The organism is Pseudomonas sp. HOU2 (genome assembly GCF_040729435.1).
In the GTDB taxonomy this organism is placed as follows: Bacteria; Pseudomonadota; Gammaproteobacteria; order Pseudomonadales; family Pseudomonadaceae; genus Aquipseudomonas.
This window is the reverse complement of sequence record NZ_CP160398.1, coordinates 1,631,744-1,648,551: the sequence shown is the minus strand read 5'-3', so window position 1 is coordinate 1,648,551 and position 16,808 is coordinate 1,631,744. Positions and strand designations below refer to the sequence as shown.

General features: G+C 59.9%; 14 protein-coding genes. 11 read left to right on the top strand and 3 right to left on the bottom strand.

Annotated features, from left to right (window positions below; all coding sequences use genetic code 11):
* Positions 1-58 precede the first annotated feature (58 nt).
* From ABV589_RS07375 to flgE, 6 genes are all read left to right on the top strand, one after another.
* Complete coding sequence (locus ABV589_RS07375) at positions 59-991, top strand: chemotaxis protein CheV (protein WP_041074300.1); 933 nt, start codon at positions 59-61, stop codon at positions 989-991.
* Positions 992-1,037: 46 nt separating this feature from the next.
* Positions 1,038-1,865: a protein-glutamate O-methyltransferase CheR gene (gene cheR, locus ABV589_RS07370; protein ID WP_007963053.1), complete on the top strand. Its 828-nt coding sequence runs from the start codon at positions 1,038-1,040 to the stop codon at positions 1,863-1,865.
* A 371-nt stretch (positions 1,866-2,236) separates the two neighbouring features.
* Positions 2,237-2,644 carry a flagellar basal body rod protein FlgB gene (gene flgB / locus ABV589_RS07365; protein WP_007917581.1) on the top strand — a complete coding sequence of 136 codons (408 nt, stop codon included), beginning with the start codon at positions 2,237-2,239 and terminating at the stop codon, positions 2,642-2,644.
* Positions 2,645-2,647: 3 nt separating this feature from the next.
* Positions 2,648-3,091: a flagellar basal body rod protein FlgC gene (gene flgC, locus ABV589_RS07360; RefSeq protein WP_007963049.1), complete on the top strand. Its 444-nt coding sequence runs from the start codon at positions 2,648-2,650 to the stop codon at positions 3,089-3,091.
* Positions 3,092-3,106: 15 nt separating this feature from the next.
* Positions 3,107-3,832, top strand: coding sequence for a flagellar hook assembly protein FlgD (gene flgD / locus ABV589_RS07355; RefSeq protein WP_367085419.1), 726 nt, complete (start codon positions 3,107-3,109; stop codon positions 3,830-3,832).
* A gap of 30 nt (positions 3,833-3,862) precedes the next feature.
* Positions 3,863-5,194, top strand: coding sequence for a flagellar hook protein FlgE (gene flgE, locus ABV589_RS07350; RefSeq protein ID WP_367085418.1), 1,332 nt, complete (start codon positions 3,863-3,865; stop codon positions 5,192-5,194).
* Between the two features lie 684 nt (positions 5,195-5,878).
* Here flgE and ABV589_RS07345 read toward each other — a convergent pair.
* Positions 5,879-8,773 (bottom strand): ribonucleoside-diphosphate reductase subunit alpha, encoded by a 2,895-nt coding sequence (locus ABV589_RS07345; RefSeq protein ID WP_007968485.1) that lies wholly within the window; start codon positions 8,771-8,773, stop codon positions 5,879-5,881.
* Positions 8,774-9,566: 793 nt separating this feature from the next.
* Here ABV589_RS07345 and ABV589_RS07340 point away from each other — a divergent pair.
* Entirely contained in the window at positions 9,567-10,289 is a 723-nt protein-coding gene (locus ABV589_RS07340) for a response regulator (RefSeq protein ID WP_007968483.1), read from the top strand.
* Entirely contained in the window at positions 10,286-11,896 is a 1,611-nt protein-coding gene (locus tag ABV589_RS07335) for an ATP-binding protein (RefSeq protein WP_024164442.1), read from the top strand. The genes ABV589_RS07340 and ABV589_RS07335 overlap by 4 nt, the downstream gene beginning before the upstream one ends.
* 142 nt (positions 11,897-12,038) lie before the next feature.
* On the opposite strand, the gene ABV589_RS07330 is transcribed toward ABV589_RS07335, so the two are convergent.
* A complete protein-coding gene (locus ABV589_RS07330) occupies positions 12,039-12,764 on the bottom strand; it encodes a 4'-phosphopantetheinyl transferase (RefSeq protein ID WP_367085417.1) in 726 nt (241 codons plus the stop codon).
* 194 nt (positions 12,765-12,958) lie between these two features.
* Positions 12,959-13,750, bottom strand: coding sequence for a dienelactone hydrolase family protein (locus ABV589_RS07325; protein WP_367085416.1), 792 nt, complete (start codon positions 13,748-13,750; stop codon positions 12,959-12,961).
* Between the two features lie 141 nt (positions 13,751-13,891).
* On the opposite strand from ABV589_RS07325, the gene ABV589_RS07320 reads away from it, so the two are divergent.
* From ABV589_RS07320 to ABV589_RS07310, 3 genes are all read left to right on the top strand, one after another.
* Positions 13,892-14,497, top strand: a complete 606-nt coding sequence (locus ABV589_RS07320) for a hypothetical protein (protein WP_367085415.1) — start codon at positions 13,892-13,894, stop codon at positions 14,495-14,497.
* Positions 14,498-14,648: 151 nt separating this feature from the next.
* Positions 14,649-15,326 (top strand): response regulator, encoded by a 678-nt coding sequence (locus ABV589_RS07315; RefSeq protein ID WP_007965967.1) that lies wholly within the window; start codon positions 14,649-14,651, stop codon positions 15,324-15,326.
* Positions 15,323-16,669: an ATP-binding protein gene (locus ABV589_RS07310; protein WP_123588768.1), complete on the top strand. Its 1,347-nt coding sequence runs from the start codon at positions 15,323-15,325 to the stop codon at positions 16,667-16,669. Before ABV589_RS07315 ends, ABV589_RS07310 begins: the two co-directional genes overlap by 4 nt.
* The last annotated feature ends 139 nt before the right edge of the window (positions 16,670-16,808 follow it).

The window sequence follows — 16,808 nt, the reverse complement described above, 5'->3', positions numbered from 1 at the left end:
CCGTTTAGCAATGAATGTGCGTCGCAACAACACTTGGCGTTGGTGTAGGAGTCTGGGCATGGCTGGTGTAATGGATTCGGTGAACCAGCGCACGCAACTGGTAGGGCAGAATCGCCTGGAGCTGTTGTTGTTCCGTCTCGACGGTCAGCAGCTCTACGGAATCAACGTGTTCAAAGTGCGGGAAGTGCTGCAATGCCCGTCGCTGACGTTGATGCCCAAGTCCAGTCCTGTCGTGTGCGGGGTGGCGAATATCCGGGGGGCGACCATTCCGATCCTTGATCTGGCAATGGCGACCGGTTCTGGGGCGTTGAAAGACAAGAACAGTCCGTTCGTGATCATCACGGAGTACAACACCAAGACCCAGGGTTTCCTGGTCCGCTCGGTGGAGCGCATCGTCAACATGAACTGGGAAGAGATCCATCCGCCGCCCAAGGGCACGGGTCGCGATCACTACCTGACCGCTGTGACTCGGGTCGACAATCAGTTAGTCGAAATCATCGATGTCGAGAAGGTGCTGGCGGAAGTCGCGCCGACGCCGGAAGCGATTTCGGTCGGCGTGGTGGATGTCGAGACCCAGAGCAAGGCGTTGTCGCTGCGGGTGTTGACGGTCGATGACTCGTCGGTGGCGCGCAAGCAGGTCACGCGTTGCCTGCAGACGGTCGGGGTCGAGGTGGTGGCGCTGAACGACGGCAAGCAGGCACTGGATTACCTGCGCAAGCTGGTCGATGAGGGCAAGAAGCCGGAAGAAGAGTTCCTGATGATGATTTCCGACATCGAGATGCCGGAGATGGACGGGTACACCCTGACGGCGGAGATCCGCAGCGACCCGCGCATGCAAAAGCTTCATATCATCCTGCATACTTCGTTGTCGGGGGTATTCAATCAGGCGATGGTCAAGAAAGTCGGTGCCGATGACTTCCTGGCCAAATTCCGTCCTGATGACCTGGCATCCCGGGTAGTCGACCGGATCAAAGCAGCAGATATCAGCTAGGGACCTTTTGTCCCTGGCGGTCAACACGATTTAAGAGGCGGCATCATTGTCTACGGGTAATTTGGATTTCGAACAATTCCGGGTCTTCCTGGAAAAAGCCTGTGGCATTTTGCTCGGTGAAAACAAGCAGTACCTGGTCTCGAGCCGTCTCAACAAACTGATGGAGCAGCAAGGCATCAAGTCCCTGGGTGAGCTGGTACAGCGCATCCAGACCCAGCCGCGCAGCGGTTTGCGCGAGCAGGTGGTCGATGCCATGACGACCAACGAAACCCTGTGGTTTCGTGACACCTATCCGTTTGAAGTCTTGAAGAACAAGGTGCTGCCCGAGGCGATCAAGGCCAGTCCCAACCAGCGTCTGCGGATCTGGTCGGCGGCGTGCTCGTCGGGGCAGGAACCGTATTCGCTGTCGATGTCGATCGATGAGTTCGAGCGCAGCAACCTCGGTCAGTTGAAGATGGGCGTGCAGATTGTTGCCACGGACTTGTCCGGCAGCATGCTGACCAACTGCAAGACCGGCGAGTACGACAGCCTGGCAATCGGTCGCGGTTTGTCCGCCGATCGTCTGCAGCGCTACTTCGACCCGAAAGGGCCGGGGCGCTGGGTGATCAAGGCGCCGATCAAGAACCGGGTGGAATTCCGTTCGTTCAACCTGCTCGACAGCTACGCGAGTCTGGGCAAGTTCGACATCGTGTTCTGCCGCAACGTGCTGATCTACTTCTCCGCCGAGGTGAAGAAAGACATCCTGTTGCGCATTCACAGCACGCTGAAGCCGGGCGGGTATCTGTTCCTTGGCGCTTCCGAAGCGCTGAACGGTTTGCCGGATCATTACCAGATGGTCCAGTGCAGCCCGGGGATCATCTACCAGGCGAAGTGATTGCATCGGCAACAGCAAAAAACGGCAGGCCCGCAAAGGCCTGCCGTTTTTTTGTGCCCGATGAATTTCTCCCTGACACCACAAATCCCTGTGGGAGCGGGCTTGCCCGCGATAGCGTCGTGTCAGTCGATTTAGATTAACCAGACATACCGCCATCGCGGGCAAGCCCGCTCCCACAGGGTTTCAGTGTTGGCTGATAGAAGGCAGTCAAGCGGCAGAAAAGCGGCATTCGGCGGAAACCGGTTGCCGCTTTTCTGGCATTGCCGCTTTGCCGATGCCCCGCAAAGCCCCGGTTTACGGGGGTTGTTCTGTTTGGCACGCGCCTTGCTAAAGCTCAGGTACGAAAAACCGGTCACCCGAAGGTTCCCGACATGAGCATCAGCTTCGATAAAGCGCTCGGCATTCACGAAAAGGCATTGGGCTTCCGCGCCCAGCGCGCTGAAGTGTTGGCCAACAACATCGCCAACGCCGATACCCCGAATTACAAGGCTCGGGATCTGGACTTCTCCAAAGTGCTTGAAGCACAGACCCAGAAGAACGCCAACGGCACCATTGCCCTGAACATGACCAACAGCCGTCACATCGAAGCTGAAGGCCTGGGCAATGGCGACGAGTCGCTGATGTATCGCACGCCGATGCAGCCTTCGATCGACCAGAACACCGTGGACGCTCAGCTTGAGCAGTCGAACTACGCGGAAAACGCAGTCGGCTTCCAGGCCAGCTTCACCCTGCTCAACAGCAAATTCAAAGGGCTGGTGTCAGCCCTGCGCGGAGAGTAATCCATGTCCCTGTCCAGCGTTTTCAACATTGCCGGCAGCGGCATGAGCGCACAAACCACGCGTCTGAACACCGTGGCTTCGAACATCGCCAACGCCGAAACCGTTTCGTCGAGCATCGATCAGACTTACCGCGCCCGTCACCCGGTGTTCGCCACCATGTTCCAGGGCGGCCAGAACACCGGCAGCAACTCGCTGTTCCAGAGCCAGGACGCCGCAGGGCAGGGCGTGCAGGTACTCGGCGTGGTCGAAGACCAGAGCAACCTCGAAGCGCGCTACGAGCCGAACCATCCGGCCGCTGATGCCAAGGGCTATGTCTACTACCCGAACGTCAACGTGGTGGAAGAAATGGCTGACATGATTTCCGCGAGCCGGTCGTTCCAGACCAACGCCGAAATGATGAACACCGCCAAAACCATGATGCAGAAGGTACTGACCCTCGGTCAGTAATAAGGGGCGACTGCCATGAGCGTTACCGATACCACCAGCAGCCTGAGCATGAATGACATCCTGGCGAACTCGTCGAAAAAGACCAGTTCGACCGCCGATGGCATTGCTTCGGCCACGAACAGCTCCACCGGCGGCCAGGCCCTGGGCAAGGACGCGTTCCTGCAACTGCTGGTTACCCAGTTGAAGAACCAGAATCCGCTCGACCCGCAGGACAACAGTGCCTTCGTCGCGCAGTTGGCGCAGTTCAGCAGCCTTGAGGGCATTACCACCCTCAACAGCACCGTCAGTTCGCTGGCCGGCAACTACAACTCCTCGCAAGCCTTGCAGGCGTCGTCGCTGGTCGGTCGCAACGTGATCGTGCAGACCAACAGCGTTCAGATGGACGACCCGAGCAAAGGCATGACCGGTTCGGTCACCGTTCCGTCGTCGATTGCCGGCGGCACGGTCACCATCACCGACAGCAGCGGTACGGCGATTCGCACCATCGACCTGGGCAGTCGCGCAGCCGGCAACGCGAGCTTCACCTGGGACGGCAAGGACAAGGACGGCAATCTGGTCAAGGCCGGCACTTATACCGTCAAGGCCAACGCATCGATCAATGGCACTTCCACCGACCTGGCGACCTACCTGCCAGCGACGGTCACCAGTGTCACGATCAGCCAGACCGGTGGCGAGCTGATGCTCAACCTGTCCGGCAAGGGCACCGTTGCCCTGTCCAAAGTACAAACCATTGGTATATAGAGCCGACTAACCGGCACAAAGGAGTGGAATATGTCTTTCAATATCGGCCTTAGCGGTCTCTATGCAGCCAACAAACAACTGGACGTGACCGGCAACAACATCGCCAACGTCGCGACCGCCGGTTTCAAATCGTCCCGTGCAGAATTCGAAGACGTCTACTCGGCCACTCGCCTGGGCAGCGGCAGCAAGGTCATCGGCAACGGTGTGCGCCTGGCCAACGTCTCCCAGCAGTTCACCCAGGGTGACATCAACAACACCGGCAACGTGTTGGACATGGGCATCAACGGTTCCGGTTTCTTCACCATGAGCAACAACGGCGCGATCACCTACACCCGTGCCGGTACGTTCAAGGTCGATAACAACGGCTTCATCACCAACACCGACTACACCTCGCGCCTGCAAGGTTATGGTGTGGATGCCAACGGCAAGATCATCAACGGCGTGTTGACCGACCTGAAGATCGACACTTCGAACCTGGCGCCGAAATCGACTTCGCTGGTGACTTCGTCCATCAACCTGAACTCGTCGGCACCCGTGATCGACGACACAGTGGCGGCAGGCAAGTTCGACCCGGCAAAACTCGAAACCTACACCAAGTCCTTCAGCACGCCTATCTATGACTCTCAGGGCAACTCGCACGTCATGGATCAGTACATGGTGAAAACCGGCCAAAACACCTGGAAAGTCTACACCCTGGTGGACGGGCGCAATCCAGATGCAACCGGCAGCGATCCAACCAAGACCGCCCCGACTGCTTCGACACTGACGTTCGACAGTTCGGGCAATCTCACTCAGGTCAGCACGCCTAACCCGGCAGATCCGACTAAGCCGATCATCAGCAGCGACTTGAAGCTGACCGGCTGGGTACCGGGTAAAGTGATTGACGGCACCTTCACGCCTAACGGCGCGTCTGCCAACGCCAATGGCGTGACCATTTCCATGGCCAAGACCACTCAGTTCAATGCTGATACCGCGCGTTCGATCCCGACTCAGGATGGTTATGCCACTGGCCAGATCACCAACCTGACCATCGACGGCACCGGTACGCTGTTCGCCAACTTCAGCAACAACCAGAGCAAGGCCATCGGCCAGGTTGCGCTGGCCAGCTTCACCAACGAACAAGGCCTGCAGGCGGTCGGCGGTACCAGCTGGAAAGAGACTTTCGCTTCGGGTATCCCGGGTTACGATGCACCGGAAACCGGTACCTTGGGTTCAATCGCTTCCAACTCGCTGGAAGAGTCGAACGTTAACCTGACCAACGAGCTGGTGGATCTGATCAAGGGCCAGAGCAACTATCAGGCGAACGCCAAGACCATTTCGACCCAGAGCACCATCATGCAGACCATCATTCAGATGACCTGATTGCGGTTTCTGGTTGTGCAAGGGAGCCCCTCTTTTTGAGGGGCTTTTTTGTGGACGGCTATCGGGTGGCGGTGGTTTTGATTGGGTGAATATCCGTTGCTTCGGATGCTGCGGCTGGCGGTTTCGCCCTTACGGCGAGTCACTTTTGCAGACGCCCAAAAGTAACCAAAACGCTGGGCCCCGGCGTACGGCCCTCGCTTAGGCTCGGGTTCCTTCGCTGCGGGATTCATCCGGGGGCATCGCCTACGGTTTGCTTCGCTGCACCTCCTCTCGATGTGTTTGGCTGCGCCAAACGGTCGCTGCGCTCCCACCCCCCGGATAAACCCCTCCACTCAGCCTGCCGACGGGGCCGGTACGGCAAGATCAAGAGCTGCAGCCGAGCTTGCGCTCATCCTGTTGAGTGGTGAAAAGCGGATGCGGTGGTCTGTTGATTTGTGTGGGAGCCAGCCTGCTGGCGATGGCGGCCTGCCAGATGTACTCATCCTCTGTAGGAGCTGCCGAAGGCTGCGATCTTTTGATCTTTGGCTGTAGCAGTAAAGATCAAAAGATCGCAGCCTCGTTCTACTCGACAGCTCCTACAAATAAATGGCGGACAAAAGAAAACCCCCGACAAACCAGAAGTCTGTCGGGGGTTTCTTTTGTCTGGAAGAATCAGGCGTCTCGCGACGCCTGACCCGGCTCAGCTTATTGGCAAGCTTCGCAATCCGGCTCGTCGATCGCACAAGCCTTTGGCACTGGCGCCGGACCTGCCGGAGCTGCCAGAACCGAATCGTCGCCGTGGTTGCCGCCGCTGGAAACAGCGTTCAGCTTGCCGGTGTTGATGGTCGACTTCTCGGTGCTGGTCGCGGCCAGGGCACGGAGGTAGTAGGTGGTTTTCAGACCACGGTACCAGGCCATGCGGTAGGTCACGTCGAGCTTCTTGCCCGATGCGCCGGCGATGTACAGGTTCAGCGACTGGGCCTGGTCGATCCACTTCTGACGACGGCTGGCGGCGTCAACGATCCACTTGGTATCCACTTCGAACGCGGTCGCGTAGAGCTCTTTGAGTTCTTGCGGGATGCGCTCGATCTGCTGCACCGAACCGTCGTAGTACTTCAGGTCGTTGATCATGACCGAGTCCCACAGACCGCGTGCCTTGAGGTCGCGAACCAGGTACGGGTTGATCACGGTGAATTCGCCCGACAGGTTCGATTTCACATACAGGTTCTGGTAGGTCGGTTCGATCGACTGCGATACGCCGGTGATGTTGGCGATGGTCGCGGTCGGTGCGATGGCCATGATGTTGGAGTTACGAATGCCTTTCTGTACACGGGCGCGAACCGGTGCCCAGTCCAGGGTTTCGTTCAGGTCAACGTCGATGTACTTCTGGCCGCGTTGTTCGATCAGGATCTGTTGCGAATCCAGCGGCAGGATGCCTTTGGACCACAGCGAACCGTTGAAGGTCTCGTACGCGCCGCGCTCGTCAGCCAGGTCGCAGGACGCCTGGATCGCGTAGTAGCTGACCGCTTCCATCGACTTGTCGGCGAACTCGACGGCGGCGTCGGAACCGTAAGGAATGTGCTGCAGGTACAAAGCGTCCTGGAAGCCCATGATGCCCAGACCGACCGGACGGTGACGGAAGTTGGAGTTCTTCGCTTGCGGCACCGAGTAGTAGTTGATGTCGATCACGTTGTCGAGCATGCGCACGGCGGTGTTCACGGTGCGTTGCAGCTTGGCGGTGTCCAGCTTGCCGTCGACGATGTGGTTCGGCAGGTTGATCGAGCCCAGGTTGCAAACGGCGATCTCGTCCTTGTTGGTGTTCAAGGTGATCTCGGTGCACAGGTTCGAGCTGTGAACCACGCCGACGTGCTGCTGCGGGCTACGCAGGTTGCACGGGTCTTTGAAAGTCAGCCACGGGTGGCCGGTTTCGAACAGCATGGAGAGCATTTTGCGCCACAGGTCTTTGGCCTGGATGGTCTTGAACAGCTTGACCTTGCCCGGGTACTCGGTCAGGGCTTCGTAGTACTCGTAACGCTCTTCGAAGGCTTTACCGGTCAGGTCGTGCAGGTCCGGCACTTCGGAAGGCGAGAACAGGGTCCACTTGCCGTCATCGAAGACACGCTTCATGAACAGGTCAGGGATCCAGTTGGCGGTGTTCATGTCGTGGGTACGACGACGATCATCACCGGTGTTCTTGCGCAGTTCGATGAACTCTTCGATGTCCATGTGCCAGGTTTCCAGGTAGGCACACACAGCGCCTTTGCGCTTGCCGCCCTGGTTAACGGCTACGGCGGTGTCGTTCACTACTTTGAGGAACGGAACCACGCCCTGCGACTTGCCGTTGGTGCCCTTGATGTACGAACCCAGTGCACGAACCGGCGTCCAGTCGTTGCCCAGGCCGCCAGCGAATTTGGACAACATGGCGTTGTCGTGGATCGCGTGGTAGATGCCCGACAGGTCATCCGGAACGGTGGTCAGGTAGCAGCTCGACAGCTGTGGACGTAGGGTACCGGCGTTGAACAGGGTCGGAGTCGAAGCCATGTAGTCGAAGGACGACAGCAGGTTGTAGAACTCGATCGCACGGTCTTCTTTCTGCTTCTCTTCGATCGCCAGGCCCATGGCCACGCGCATGAAGAAGATCTGCGGCAGTTCGAAACGCACGCCATCCTTGTGGATGAAGTAACGGTCGTACAGGGTCTGCAGGCCCAGGTAGGTGAATTGCTGATCGCGCTCGTGGTTGATCGCCTTGCCCAGTTTTTCCAGGTCGAAGGTGGCCAGCACAGGGTTCAGCAGTTCGAACTCGATACCTTTGGCGATGTAAGCCGGCAGCGCCTTGGCGTACAGGTCGGCCATTTCGTGGTGAGTGGCGCTTTCGGCCACTTCGAGGAAGCCCAGGCCTTCGGCGCGCAGGGTGTCCATCAGCAGGCGGGCGGTGACGAACGAGTAGTTCGGCTCACGTTCAACCAGCGTACGCGCGGTCATCACCAGTGCGGTGTTGACGTCGTTCAGGGCCACGCCGTCATACAGGTTTTTCAGGGTTTCGCGCTGGATCAGGTCGCCATCGACTTCAGCCAGGCCTTCGCAGGCTTCGGTGACGATGGTGTTCAGGCGGCCCATGTCCAGCGGCGCGAGGCTGCCGTCGGCACGGGTGATGCGGATCGACGGATGCGCGTTGACCGCAGCTTCCACCGGGGCGTGGGCAGCGCGTTCTTTCGAACGGCCGTCACGGTAGATCACGTAGTCACGAGCGACTTTCTGCTCGCCGGCACGCATCAGGGCCAGTTCGACCTGGTCCTGGATCTCTTCGATGTGGATGGTGCCGCCCGACGGCATGCGACGCTTGAAAGTCGCGGTGACCTGTTCGGTCAGGCGGGCAACGGTGTCGTGGATTCGCGACGAAGCGGCAGCGGTGCCGCCCTCAACTGCGAGAAACGCTTTGGTGATAGCGACGGTGATCTTGTCATCGGTGTAAGGAACGACAGTGCCATTACGCTTGATCACGCGCAGTTGACCAGGCGCGGTGGCGGCCAGATCCGAATTCGAATCGGCGGCCTGCGGCAAGGTGCCCTGCGGGTTCTCGCGAGTTGTGTCGGTTTGCATGGGTGTCTCCACGTTCTCTATGTTTGTTTGGGCACCATCAAGGTGCCCACCGTTCCGTCCTGAAGCACTACAACCGGCACGCGCCGGGCATAACGACTTCGGGACAGTTCAGGAAGGGGGCCTTGTGGGCGCCGCTTCCATGCCGAAGTCTTCGGTTCGCGCGATACGCGTGAGACCGCATTCCTTTCGGGGAGCAGATTCGTCACTGCAACACCCGTACCGTTATCGTCGTGTTCGACTGAAAAACGGTAGCCATCCGCAGGCGCGGTTTGGGCTTTGGAAAATACGTTTGGTTCAACCCGACAATGGCAATAAAAAGCCTTGAATTCACTGTCCGGTTTGTGTTTGGTTTTTTGCGAAAACCCCTACATGTAGGGGTTTTTTACGCACGGGCTACAAGATAATGCGTTTTGGGGGAGTATTGCAACGTATAGCCTGTGGATAAACCTGTGCGTAAATTGTGTGCGAAAGGGCTGATTCGCGTGTAGGCCGCGAACCTGCTGAGCTAGACCGTTTGTCACTGTTTTTCACTCGGGAAAAACGCTTCAGCGGATTTTTAAGGGCGCGAACCCTATCACAAAAAACCGCCTTGTCCGAACGCATTTGGCGACTTGTGTTCTGGCTGTACGCCGTTTATACAATCGAGCGGTGTTTACCCTTTCTTATCCTCCCGAAAGATGACAAAAAGACCGGAGGATCCGAATCTGCGGGCAATCGCACACCCGTGTAGGCGCTGCCGCAGGGGGCAGTGCGTTTCTGCCTTATTTATAACAACAGCAAGCAGAGGTCACCGGTGGAGCAAGAAGCCTGGCAGGTATTGATAGTCGAGGACGACCAGCGTCTGGCCGAACTCACCCGCGAATACCTGCAAGCCAATGGATTGCGCGTGGAGATCGAAGGCAACGGCGCGCTGGCGGCGGCGCGGATCATCAAGGAGCAGCCGGACCTGGTGATCCTCGACCTGATGCTGCCCGGTGAAGATGGCCTGAGCATCTGCCGCAAGGTGCGCGACCGTTATGACGGGCCGATCCTGATGCTCACCGCGCGCACCGACGATGCCGATCAGATCCAGGGGCTGGACCTCGGTGCCGATGATTACGTGTGCAAACCGGTGCGCCCACGGCTGTTGCTGGCGCGGATTCAGGCCTTGCTGCGACGCAGTGACACAGCCGAGCCGATCGCGGAAAAAAGCCGTCGTCTGCAATTCGGCCCGCTGGTGGTGGACAACGCTTTGCGCGAAGCCTGGCTCAGCGACAACGGTATCGAACTGACCAGCGCCGAGTTCGACCTGCTCTGGCTGCTGGTGTCGAACGCCGGGCGGATCCTCTCTCGCGAAGAAATCTTCACTGCGCTGCGCGGTATCGGTTACGACGGCCAGGATCGTTCGATCGATGTGCGCATCTCGCGCATTCGCCCGAAAATCGGTGATGACCCCGATCACCCGCGCCTGATCAAGACCATCCGCAGCAAAGGCTATCTGTTCGTCCCTGAAGCCTGTGTGGATCTGGCGTTGTGAACTCGATCTTCCTGCGCATCTATGGCGGCATGTGCGCGGCGCTGATTCTGGTGGCAGTGCTTGGTGTGCTGGCGCTGCACCTGCTCAATCAGGTGCGCAGCGAGCAATACCGCGAGCGCCTGGCCCATGGCACGTTTTCGCTGATGGCCGACAACCTGCAACCGATGAACGAAACCGAGCGCCATCGGGCGTTACTGGTCTGGGAGCGTCTGCTGGGGATTCCGCTGGCGCTGAAGAAGTTTTCCGAGACCGATCTGGATTTGTCCCAACGCACCCGGGTGCAGCGCGGTCAGGCGCTGGTGGAACAGACCGGCCCGCATGCGGCGCGGGTCTATCGACTGGTCAGCGACAAGGAACAACTGCTGCTGACCGGTGACGTGCAACAGATCAGTGAGCAACTGGCCCGCGCGACTATTTATCTGCTGGCCGACGAACTGGTGCGTTTTCCGGTGGGCGAGCAGCCCAAACGGCTGGCGCAGTTAAAAGAAGAGAAGGGCTTCGGTTTCGATCTGCGACTGGTCACGGTCAACGAGGCCGACATGGACGAAGACCAGAGCCGCCGCGTGTCCGAGGGCGATACGGTAATGGCGCTGGGCAAGGGCGGCGACTCGATCCGGGTGTTTGCCGGCATGGTCGGCACGCCGTGGGTGCTGGAGATCGGTCCGCTGTATCAGATGAATCCGTACCCGCCGCAATGGCTGGTGCTGATTGCGGCCCTCGGTCTGACCTTGATCGGGCTGATCGTCTACTTGCTGGTGCGTCAGCTCGAACGACGTCTGCGCGGACTCGAAGCCGCAGCCACACGCATCGCCAAGGGCAGCCTGGAAACCCGCGTGCCGGCACGCGGAGCTGACTCGGTCGGGCGTCTCGCATCGGCATTCAACGGCATGGCCGAGCACTTGCAGCAGTTGCTGGCGATCCAGCGCGAGCTGGTGCGCGCGGTGTCCCATGAGTTGCGTACACCCGTGGCGCGCCTGCGTTTCGGCCTGGAGATGATCGGCTCTGCCACCACTCCGCAAGCGCTGGAAAAATACCGCGAGGGCATGGATCACGACATCGAGGATCTCGATAAGCTGGTCGACGAAATGCTCACTTACGCGCGGCTGGAGCAGGGTTCGCCGGCACTGACCTTTCAACGCATTGACCTCGATGCGCTGGTCAATCAGGTGATCGCAGAACTGGCGCCGTTGCGTGCCGAGGTCACGGTGCAGCGCGGGTTGTGTCTGTCCGCTGCCGATAACGACGGTGCCTGGGTCGAGGCCGAGCCGCGCTTCCTGCATCGCGCGTTGCAGAATCTGGTGAGCAACGCGATGCGCCATGCGCGCTCGAACGTCACGGTGAGTTATCAGGTCGGGCAATTGCGCTGCCGGGTGGATGTCGAGGATGACGGGCCGGGCGTGCCGGAGGTGGCGTGGGAGCGAATCTTCACGCCGTTCCTGCGTCTGGATGACAGCCGCACGCGGGCCTCTGGTGGGCACGGGCTGGGGCTGTCGATTGTGCGGCGGATCATCCACTGGCATGACGGTCGGGCGCTGATCAACAAGAGCAAGAGTCTGGGTGGGGCTTGCTTCAGTCTGAGCTGGCCGCGGAATCAGGAGCGCCGTTGAGTTTTGTGGCGGTTTTGCCGGCCCCAATCGCTGGCAAGCCAGCTCCCACAGGTTTCAGGGGGGTATCCAAAATCTGTGCTCACCACGGACACTGTGGGAGCTGGCTTGCCAGCGATGGGGGCCTCACTGGCGCAGAAAAACCTCAGGCAGGAATGCTCACCAGACTCAACAACTGCCCATCCTGCACACCAAACTGCGCCTCCAGCTCGGTGCCGTGACGCCATTCAGCAGACAGATCAGTCAGCAGACGCAACCGAACCTGACCCTGCTCCGTCCACTCCAGCACCTCGGCGTGCTCGAAATAAAAGCGCTTCTGCACAATCGGATACAGCGCCTTGAACAGGCTCTCTTTCACCGAAAACGTCAGGGTCACCAGCAACGCCAGTTGTTCCCGCGTACTGGCGGCCATGCGCTGCAGTTCCGCCGGCGTCAGAATCTCCCCGGCCAGGCGTTCGGCGCGCTCGGTCTCGAGCAGGTTTTCCAGATCCATGCCCAAGCCGCGCCAGTGCTGCTTGTTGGCGACAATTGCCGCCGCACGCCCGGTGCTGTGAGTGATCGAGCCGCAGATGTGCGCCGGCCACACCGGCGCACGGTCTTCGCCAATCGCCGGAATCACGCTTGAGCCTTCCAGTTGTTGCAACGCGGCCCGGGCGCAAATCCGCCCGGCGAGAAACTCGGCCTGCCGTTTGGCCACCGAGCGCTGAATGCTCGGCGGCGGCTCGATGGCACTGCGCTGGAAGTCATCGCCGAGCAGTTGCTTCGGGTCGAAACGGGTACTGAGCAGCACGGTCTCGGGCAACACGTTGGGCAACGGCCAGTGGGCGTCGAGTGGGGTGCAGCAGGCGGGGAGGGGCGGGCTGGGATTCATGGCGGGCATTTTGCCGGTTGAAGTCACGACTGGGTAGAGGCTGCACACTTTTGTGGCGAGGGAGCTTGCTCCCGCTGGGGGCAAAGCCCCCCAGAAAACTGTGGACGAGGTCTGTCAGGTAAACCGCGTCGGCAGGTTTTTGCGACGGCTTCGCCGCCGAGCGGGAGCAAGCTCCCTCGCCACAGGGGCAGTCGTCAGCCAAAGATTTTCTGGAAGAACGCCTTCATGTCCGCCCAGGATTTTTCATCGGCAGCCTTGTTGTAGCCGATATCCGGGCCACCGTGATCGCCGTGGCTCAAGCGATCGGCATCGGGATTGGTGAAACCGTGCTTGGCTCCGTCGAGGCTGACGAATCTGTAGTCGGCGCCGGCCTTGTCCATTTCAGCTTTGAACGCGGTGACGTTGTCGGCAGTGACCATGCTGTCCAGCGCACCGTGCTCGACCAGAATCTTCGCCTTCACACTGCCGGGCGTCGCCGGGGTGGTGGTAGCCAGTGCACCGTGGAAACTCACCACGCCCGCCAGCGGCTCGCCCTGACGCGCGGCGTTGAGCACCACGCCACCACCGAAGCAGTAACCGATGGCGGCGATCTTGTTAACGTCGGTTTGCGGCTGTTGCTTGAGCAGGTTCAGACCAGCCTCGAAGCGCTTGCTCGACGCGGCGGCATCCTTGGTCGCGGCCTGCATGAACGCCATCGCGTCTTTCGGGTGCTCGGTGTTCTTGCCTTCGCCGTACATGTCGATGGCCAGCGCGCTGTAACCCAGTTCGGCGAGGTCGCGGGCGCGGCGTTTGGCGTAATCGTTCAGGCCCCACCATTCATGCACCACCACCACGCCCGGGCGCTTGCCCTTGATCGCGTCGTCGTAGGCGTAGTAGCCGATCAGTTTTGTGCCGTCGGCGCTCTGGTAGGGAATCTCCTGAGTCTTGATCGCAGCGTTGGCCAGGCTGCTGGCAGCGAGCAGGGTGAGGGCGAGGAACAGGCGCATGGGCGGTCTCCTTATCGAAAGTGGTCAGGACAGCCTAGTTGATTTGATTCAGCGCAGGTTCAGAGAACGTTCAGGGCCGGTACAGGGGCAGGTCAGTAACCTTGCGCCATACCCAAACAGCACTGAGAAAGAGGAAACTCGATGACTCGTCTGAACAAACTGCTGCTGGCTTTCACCTTGTTAGGCTCCAGCATTGCGGCACACGCCGATGACACCACCAACTTCGCCGGCCTGACCTTTGGCCAGACCAGCGACAAAATCAAAAAGTCCCATGCACTGAACGACAACCTCGGCCACCCGGATGCCAGCGGCGCGATTGACGGCAACAACACCTACGGCGTGCGCCTCGGCCAGCAAAACTCGCAAGGTCGTTACTACGCGACCTACGACAACGTGTCCGGTTCGCACAATGGCATTAAACTGCGCCAGGAAAACCTGCTGGGCAGCTACGATCTGTTCTACCCAGTGGGCGGCAGCACCAAGTTGTTCGGTGGCGCCACGGCCGGTTTGACCAAGCTGACTCAGGATTCACCTGGCTACAGCCGCGACAGCGACATCGGTTACGCCGTCGGTGGCCAGCTCGGTGTGCTGCAACAAGTGGCGCAGAATGTGTCGGTCGAACTCGGTTACCGTTACCTGATGAGCAACGCCAGCACCGAAATGAAAGAGAGCGGTGGCAGCAAGCAAGGCTCGCTGGACTTGACCAGCAGCGCCCAGACTTACCTGTCGGCGAACTACGCTTTCTAAAGCGCGGTTCGTTCTAGACCCTGTGGGAGCGAGCTTGCTCGCGAAAGCGGTCTATCAGTCGACAACAATGTTGGCTGGTACATCGCCTTCGCGAGCAAGCCCGCTCCCACACATGCGTTGTTGGAGTTTTTGATTTACCCGGGAGGGCGTTATGAAACTGTTGGTCGTCGAAGATGAAGCGCTGTTGCGCCATCACCTGCAAACCCGCCTGACGGAGAGCGGTCACGTGGTCGAGTCCGTGGCCAATGCCGAAGAGGCGCTGTACCAGACCGGGCAGTTCAACTTCGATCTGGCGGTGATCGATCTCGGTCTGCCGGGCATGGGCGGTCTGGACCTGATCCGGCAGTTGCGCTCGAACGGCAAGACCTTTCCGATCCTGATCCTCACCGCGCGTGGCAACTGGCAGGACAAGGTCGAGGGGCTGGCCGCCGGTGCCGACGATTACGTGGTCAAGCCGTTCCAGTTCGAAGAACTCGACGCACGCCTGAATGCCTTGCTGCGCCGCTCCAGCGGTTTCACCCAGTCGACCATCGTTGCCGGGCCGTTGTTGCTCGACCTCAATCGCAAGCAGGCGTCGCTGGATGAAGAACCGCTGGCGCTAACCGCCTACGAATACCGCATCCTCGAATACCTGATGCGCCACCACCAGCAAGTGGTGCCCAAGGATCGCCTGATGGAACAGCTCTATCCGGACGACGACGAGCGCGATCCGAATGTGATCGAAGTGCTGGTCGGTCGCCTGCGCCGCAAGCTCGAAGGCCCGGGCGGGTTCAAGCCGATCGACACCGTGCGCGGGCTCGGCTACCTGTTCAATGAGCGCTGCACTTGATTCGTTCTCTTCGCGTTCGTTTGATGCTCGCCGCCACCACGTTGGCGGTGTTGTTCATGCTCGGCTTGCTGCCGGCCATGCAGGGCGCGTTCAGCCTGGCGCTGCAGGACTCGATCGAGCAGCGCCTGGCGTCGGACGTCACCACGTTGATCTCGGCGGCACGCGTCGACAGTGGCCATCTGGTGATGCCGGCGCAGTTGCCGGATGAGCGTTTCAACCTCACCGACAACCGCTTGCTCGGCTACATCTATGACCGCGAAGGCAAACTGGTCTGGCGCTCGAAAGGCACGCAGGAAGAGCAGATCAATTACAAGCCGCGTTACGACGGCATGGGCAACGAGTTCGCGCGGATCCGCGAGAGTAACGGCCAGGAGTTCTTCGTCTACGACGTCGAAGTCAAATTGCTCGGCGGCAAGAGCGCGGCCTTCAGTATCGTCGCCCTGCAACCGGTGCGCGAATACGAAAATACCCTCGAAGGCCTGCGTGAAAATCTGTATCTGGGCTTTGGCGCCGCATTGCTGGTGTTGCTGGCGCTGCTGTGGATCGGTCTGACCTGGGGCCTCAAGGCGCTACGCCGGCTCAGCCAGGAACTCGACGAAATCGAAAGCGGTACCCGTGAAAGCCTCACCGAACAGCATCCGCGCGAACTGCTGCGCCTGACCGGCTCGCTCAACCGTCTGCTGCACAGCGAACGCCAGCAGCGCAGCCGCTATCGTGACTCCCTTGATGATCTGGCGCACAGCCTGAAAACCCCGCTGGCGGTGTTGCAAGGGGTCAGTGAAGACATGGCGCAACGCCCGGAAGATCGCGATCAGGCCTGGGTGCTGCAAACCCAGATCGAGCGCATGAGCCAGCAGATCAGCTATCAACTGCAACGGGCCAGCCTGCGCAAAAGCGGTCTGGTGCGCCATCAGGTGCGTCTGCAACCGGTGCTCAAGAGCCTGTGCGACACGCTGGACAAGGTCTATCGCGACAAGCACGTACGGGTGGCGTTCGACCTGCCGGAACATTGCTATGTGCCGATCGAGCAGGGCGCCTTGCTGGAGATGATGGGTAACCTGCTGGAGAACGCCTATCGCCTGTGCCTGGGCGAAGTGCGTATCAGCGTGCGCGAGAGCCTTGCCGGCATCGAGTTGTGCATCGAAGACGACGGCCCCGGCGTGCCGCCGAATCAGCGTGCGCGGATTCTTGAGCGCGGCGAACGCCTGGATCGTCAGCATCCGGGGCAGGGCATCGGCCTGGCGGTGGTCAAGGACATCATCGAGAGCTATAACGCCAAGCTGATGCTCGGGGATTCGCCGATGGGCGGGGCGGCGTTCAGGATTCAGTTTCCTGCTGTTTAGGTGTTGGTCTTTCGGGCGCTATCGCTGGCAAGCCAGCTCCCACAGTGTCCGAGTCGTATACAAACTCCTTGAACGACATCAAAACCTGTGGGAGCTGGCTTGCCAGCGATGAGGCCAGTCAAGGCGCCACAGACGGCGA

What these genes read in the sequence shown, in the direction of transcription:
- ABV589_RS07375 (WP_041074300.1), top strand. Translation starts at nt 59, where the DNA reads ATGGCTGGTGTAATGGATTCGGTGAACCAGCGCACGCAACTGGTAGGG.
- flgB (WP_007917581.1), top strand. Translation starts at nt 2,237, where the DNA reads ATGAGCATCAGCTTCGATAAAGCGCTCGGCATTCACGAAAAGGCATTG.
- flgC (WP_007963049.1), top strand. Translation starts at nt 2,648, where the DNA reads ATGTCCCTGTCCAGCGTTTTCAACATTGCCGGCAGCGGCATGAGCGCA.
- flgD (WP_367085419.1), top strand. Translation starts at nt 3,107, where the DNA reads ATGAGCGTTACCGATACCACCAGCAGCCTGAGCATGAATGACATCCTG.
- flgE (WP_367085418.1), top strand. Translation starts at nt 3,863, where the DNA reads ATGTCTTTCAATATCGGCCTTAGCGGTCTCTATGCAGCCAACAAACAA.
- ABV589_RS07345 (WP_007968485.1), bottom strand. Translation starts at nt 8,773, where the DNA reads ATGCAAACCGACACAACTCGCGAGAACCCGCAGGGCACCTTGCCGCAG.
- ABV589_RS07330 (WP_367085417.1), bottom strand. Translation starts at nt 12,764, where the DNA reads ATGAATCCCAGCCCGCCCCTCCCCGCCTGCTGCACCCCACTCGACGCC.
- ABV589_RS07325 (WP_367085416.1), bottom strand. Translation starts at nt 13,750, where the DNA reads ATGCGCCTGTTCCTCGCCCTCACCCTGCTCGCTGCCAGCAGCCTGGCC.
- ABV589_RS07320 (WP_367085415.1), top strand. Translation starts at nt 13,892, where the DNA reads ATGACTCGTCTGAACAAACTGCTGCTGGCTTTCACCTTGTTAGGCTCC.
- ABV589_RS07315 (WP_007965967.1), top strand. Translation starts at nt 14,649, where the DNA reads ATGAAACTGTTGGTCGTCGAAGATGAAGCGCTGTTGCGCCATCACCTG.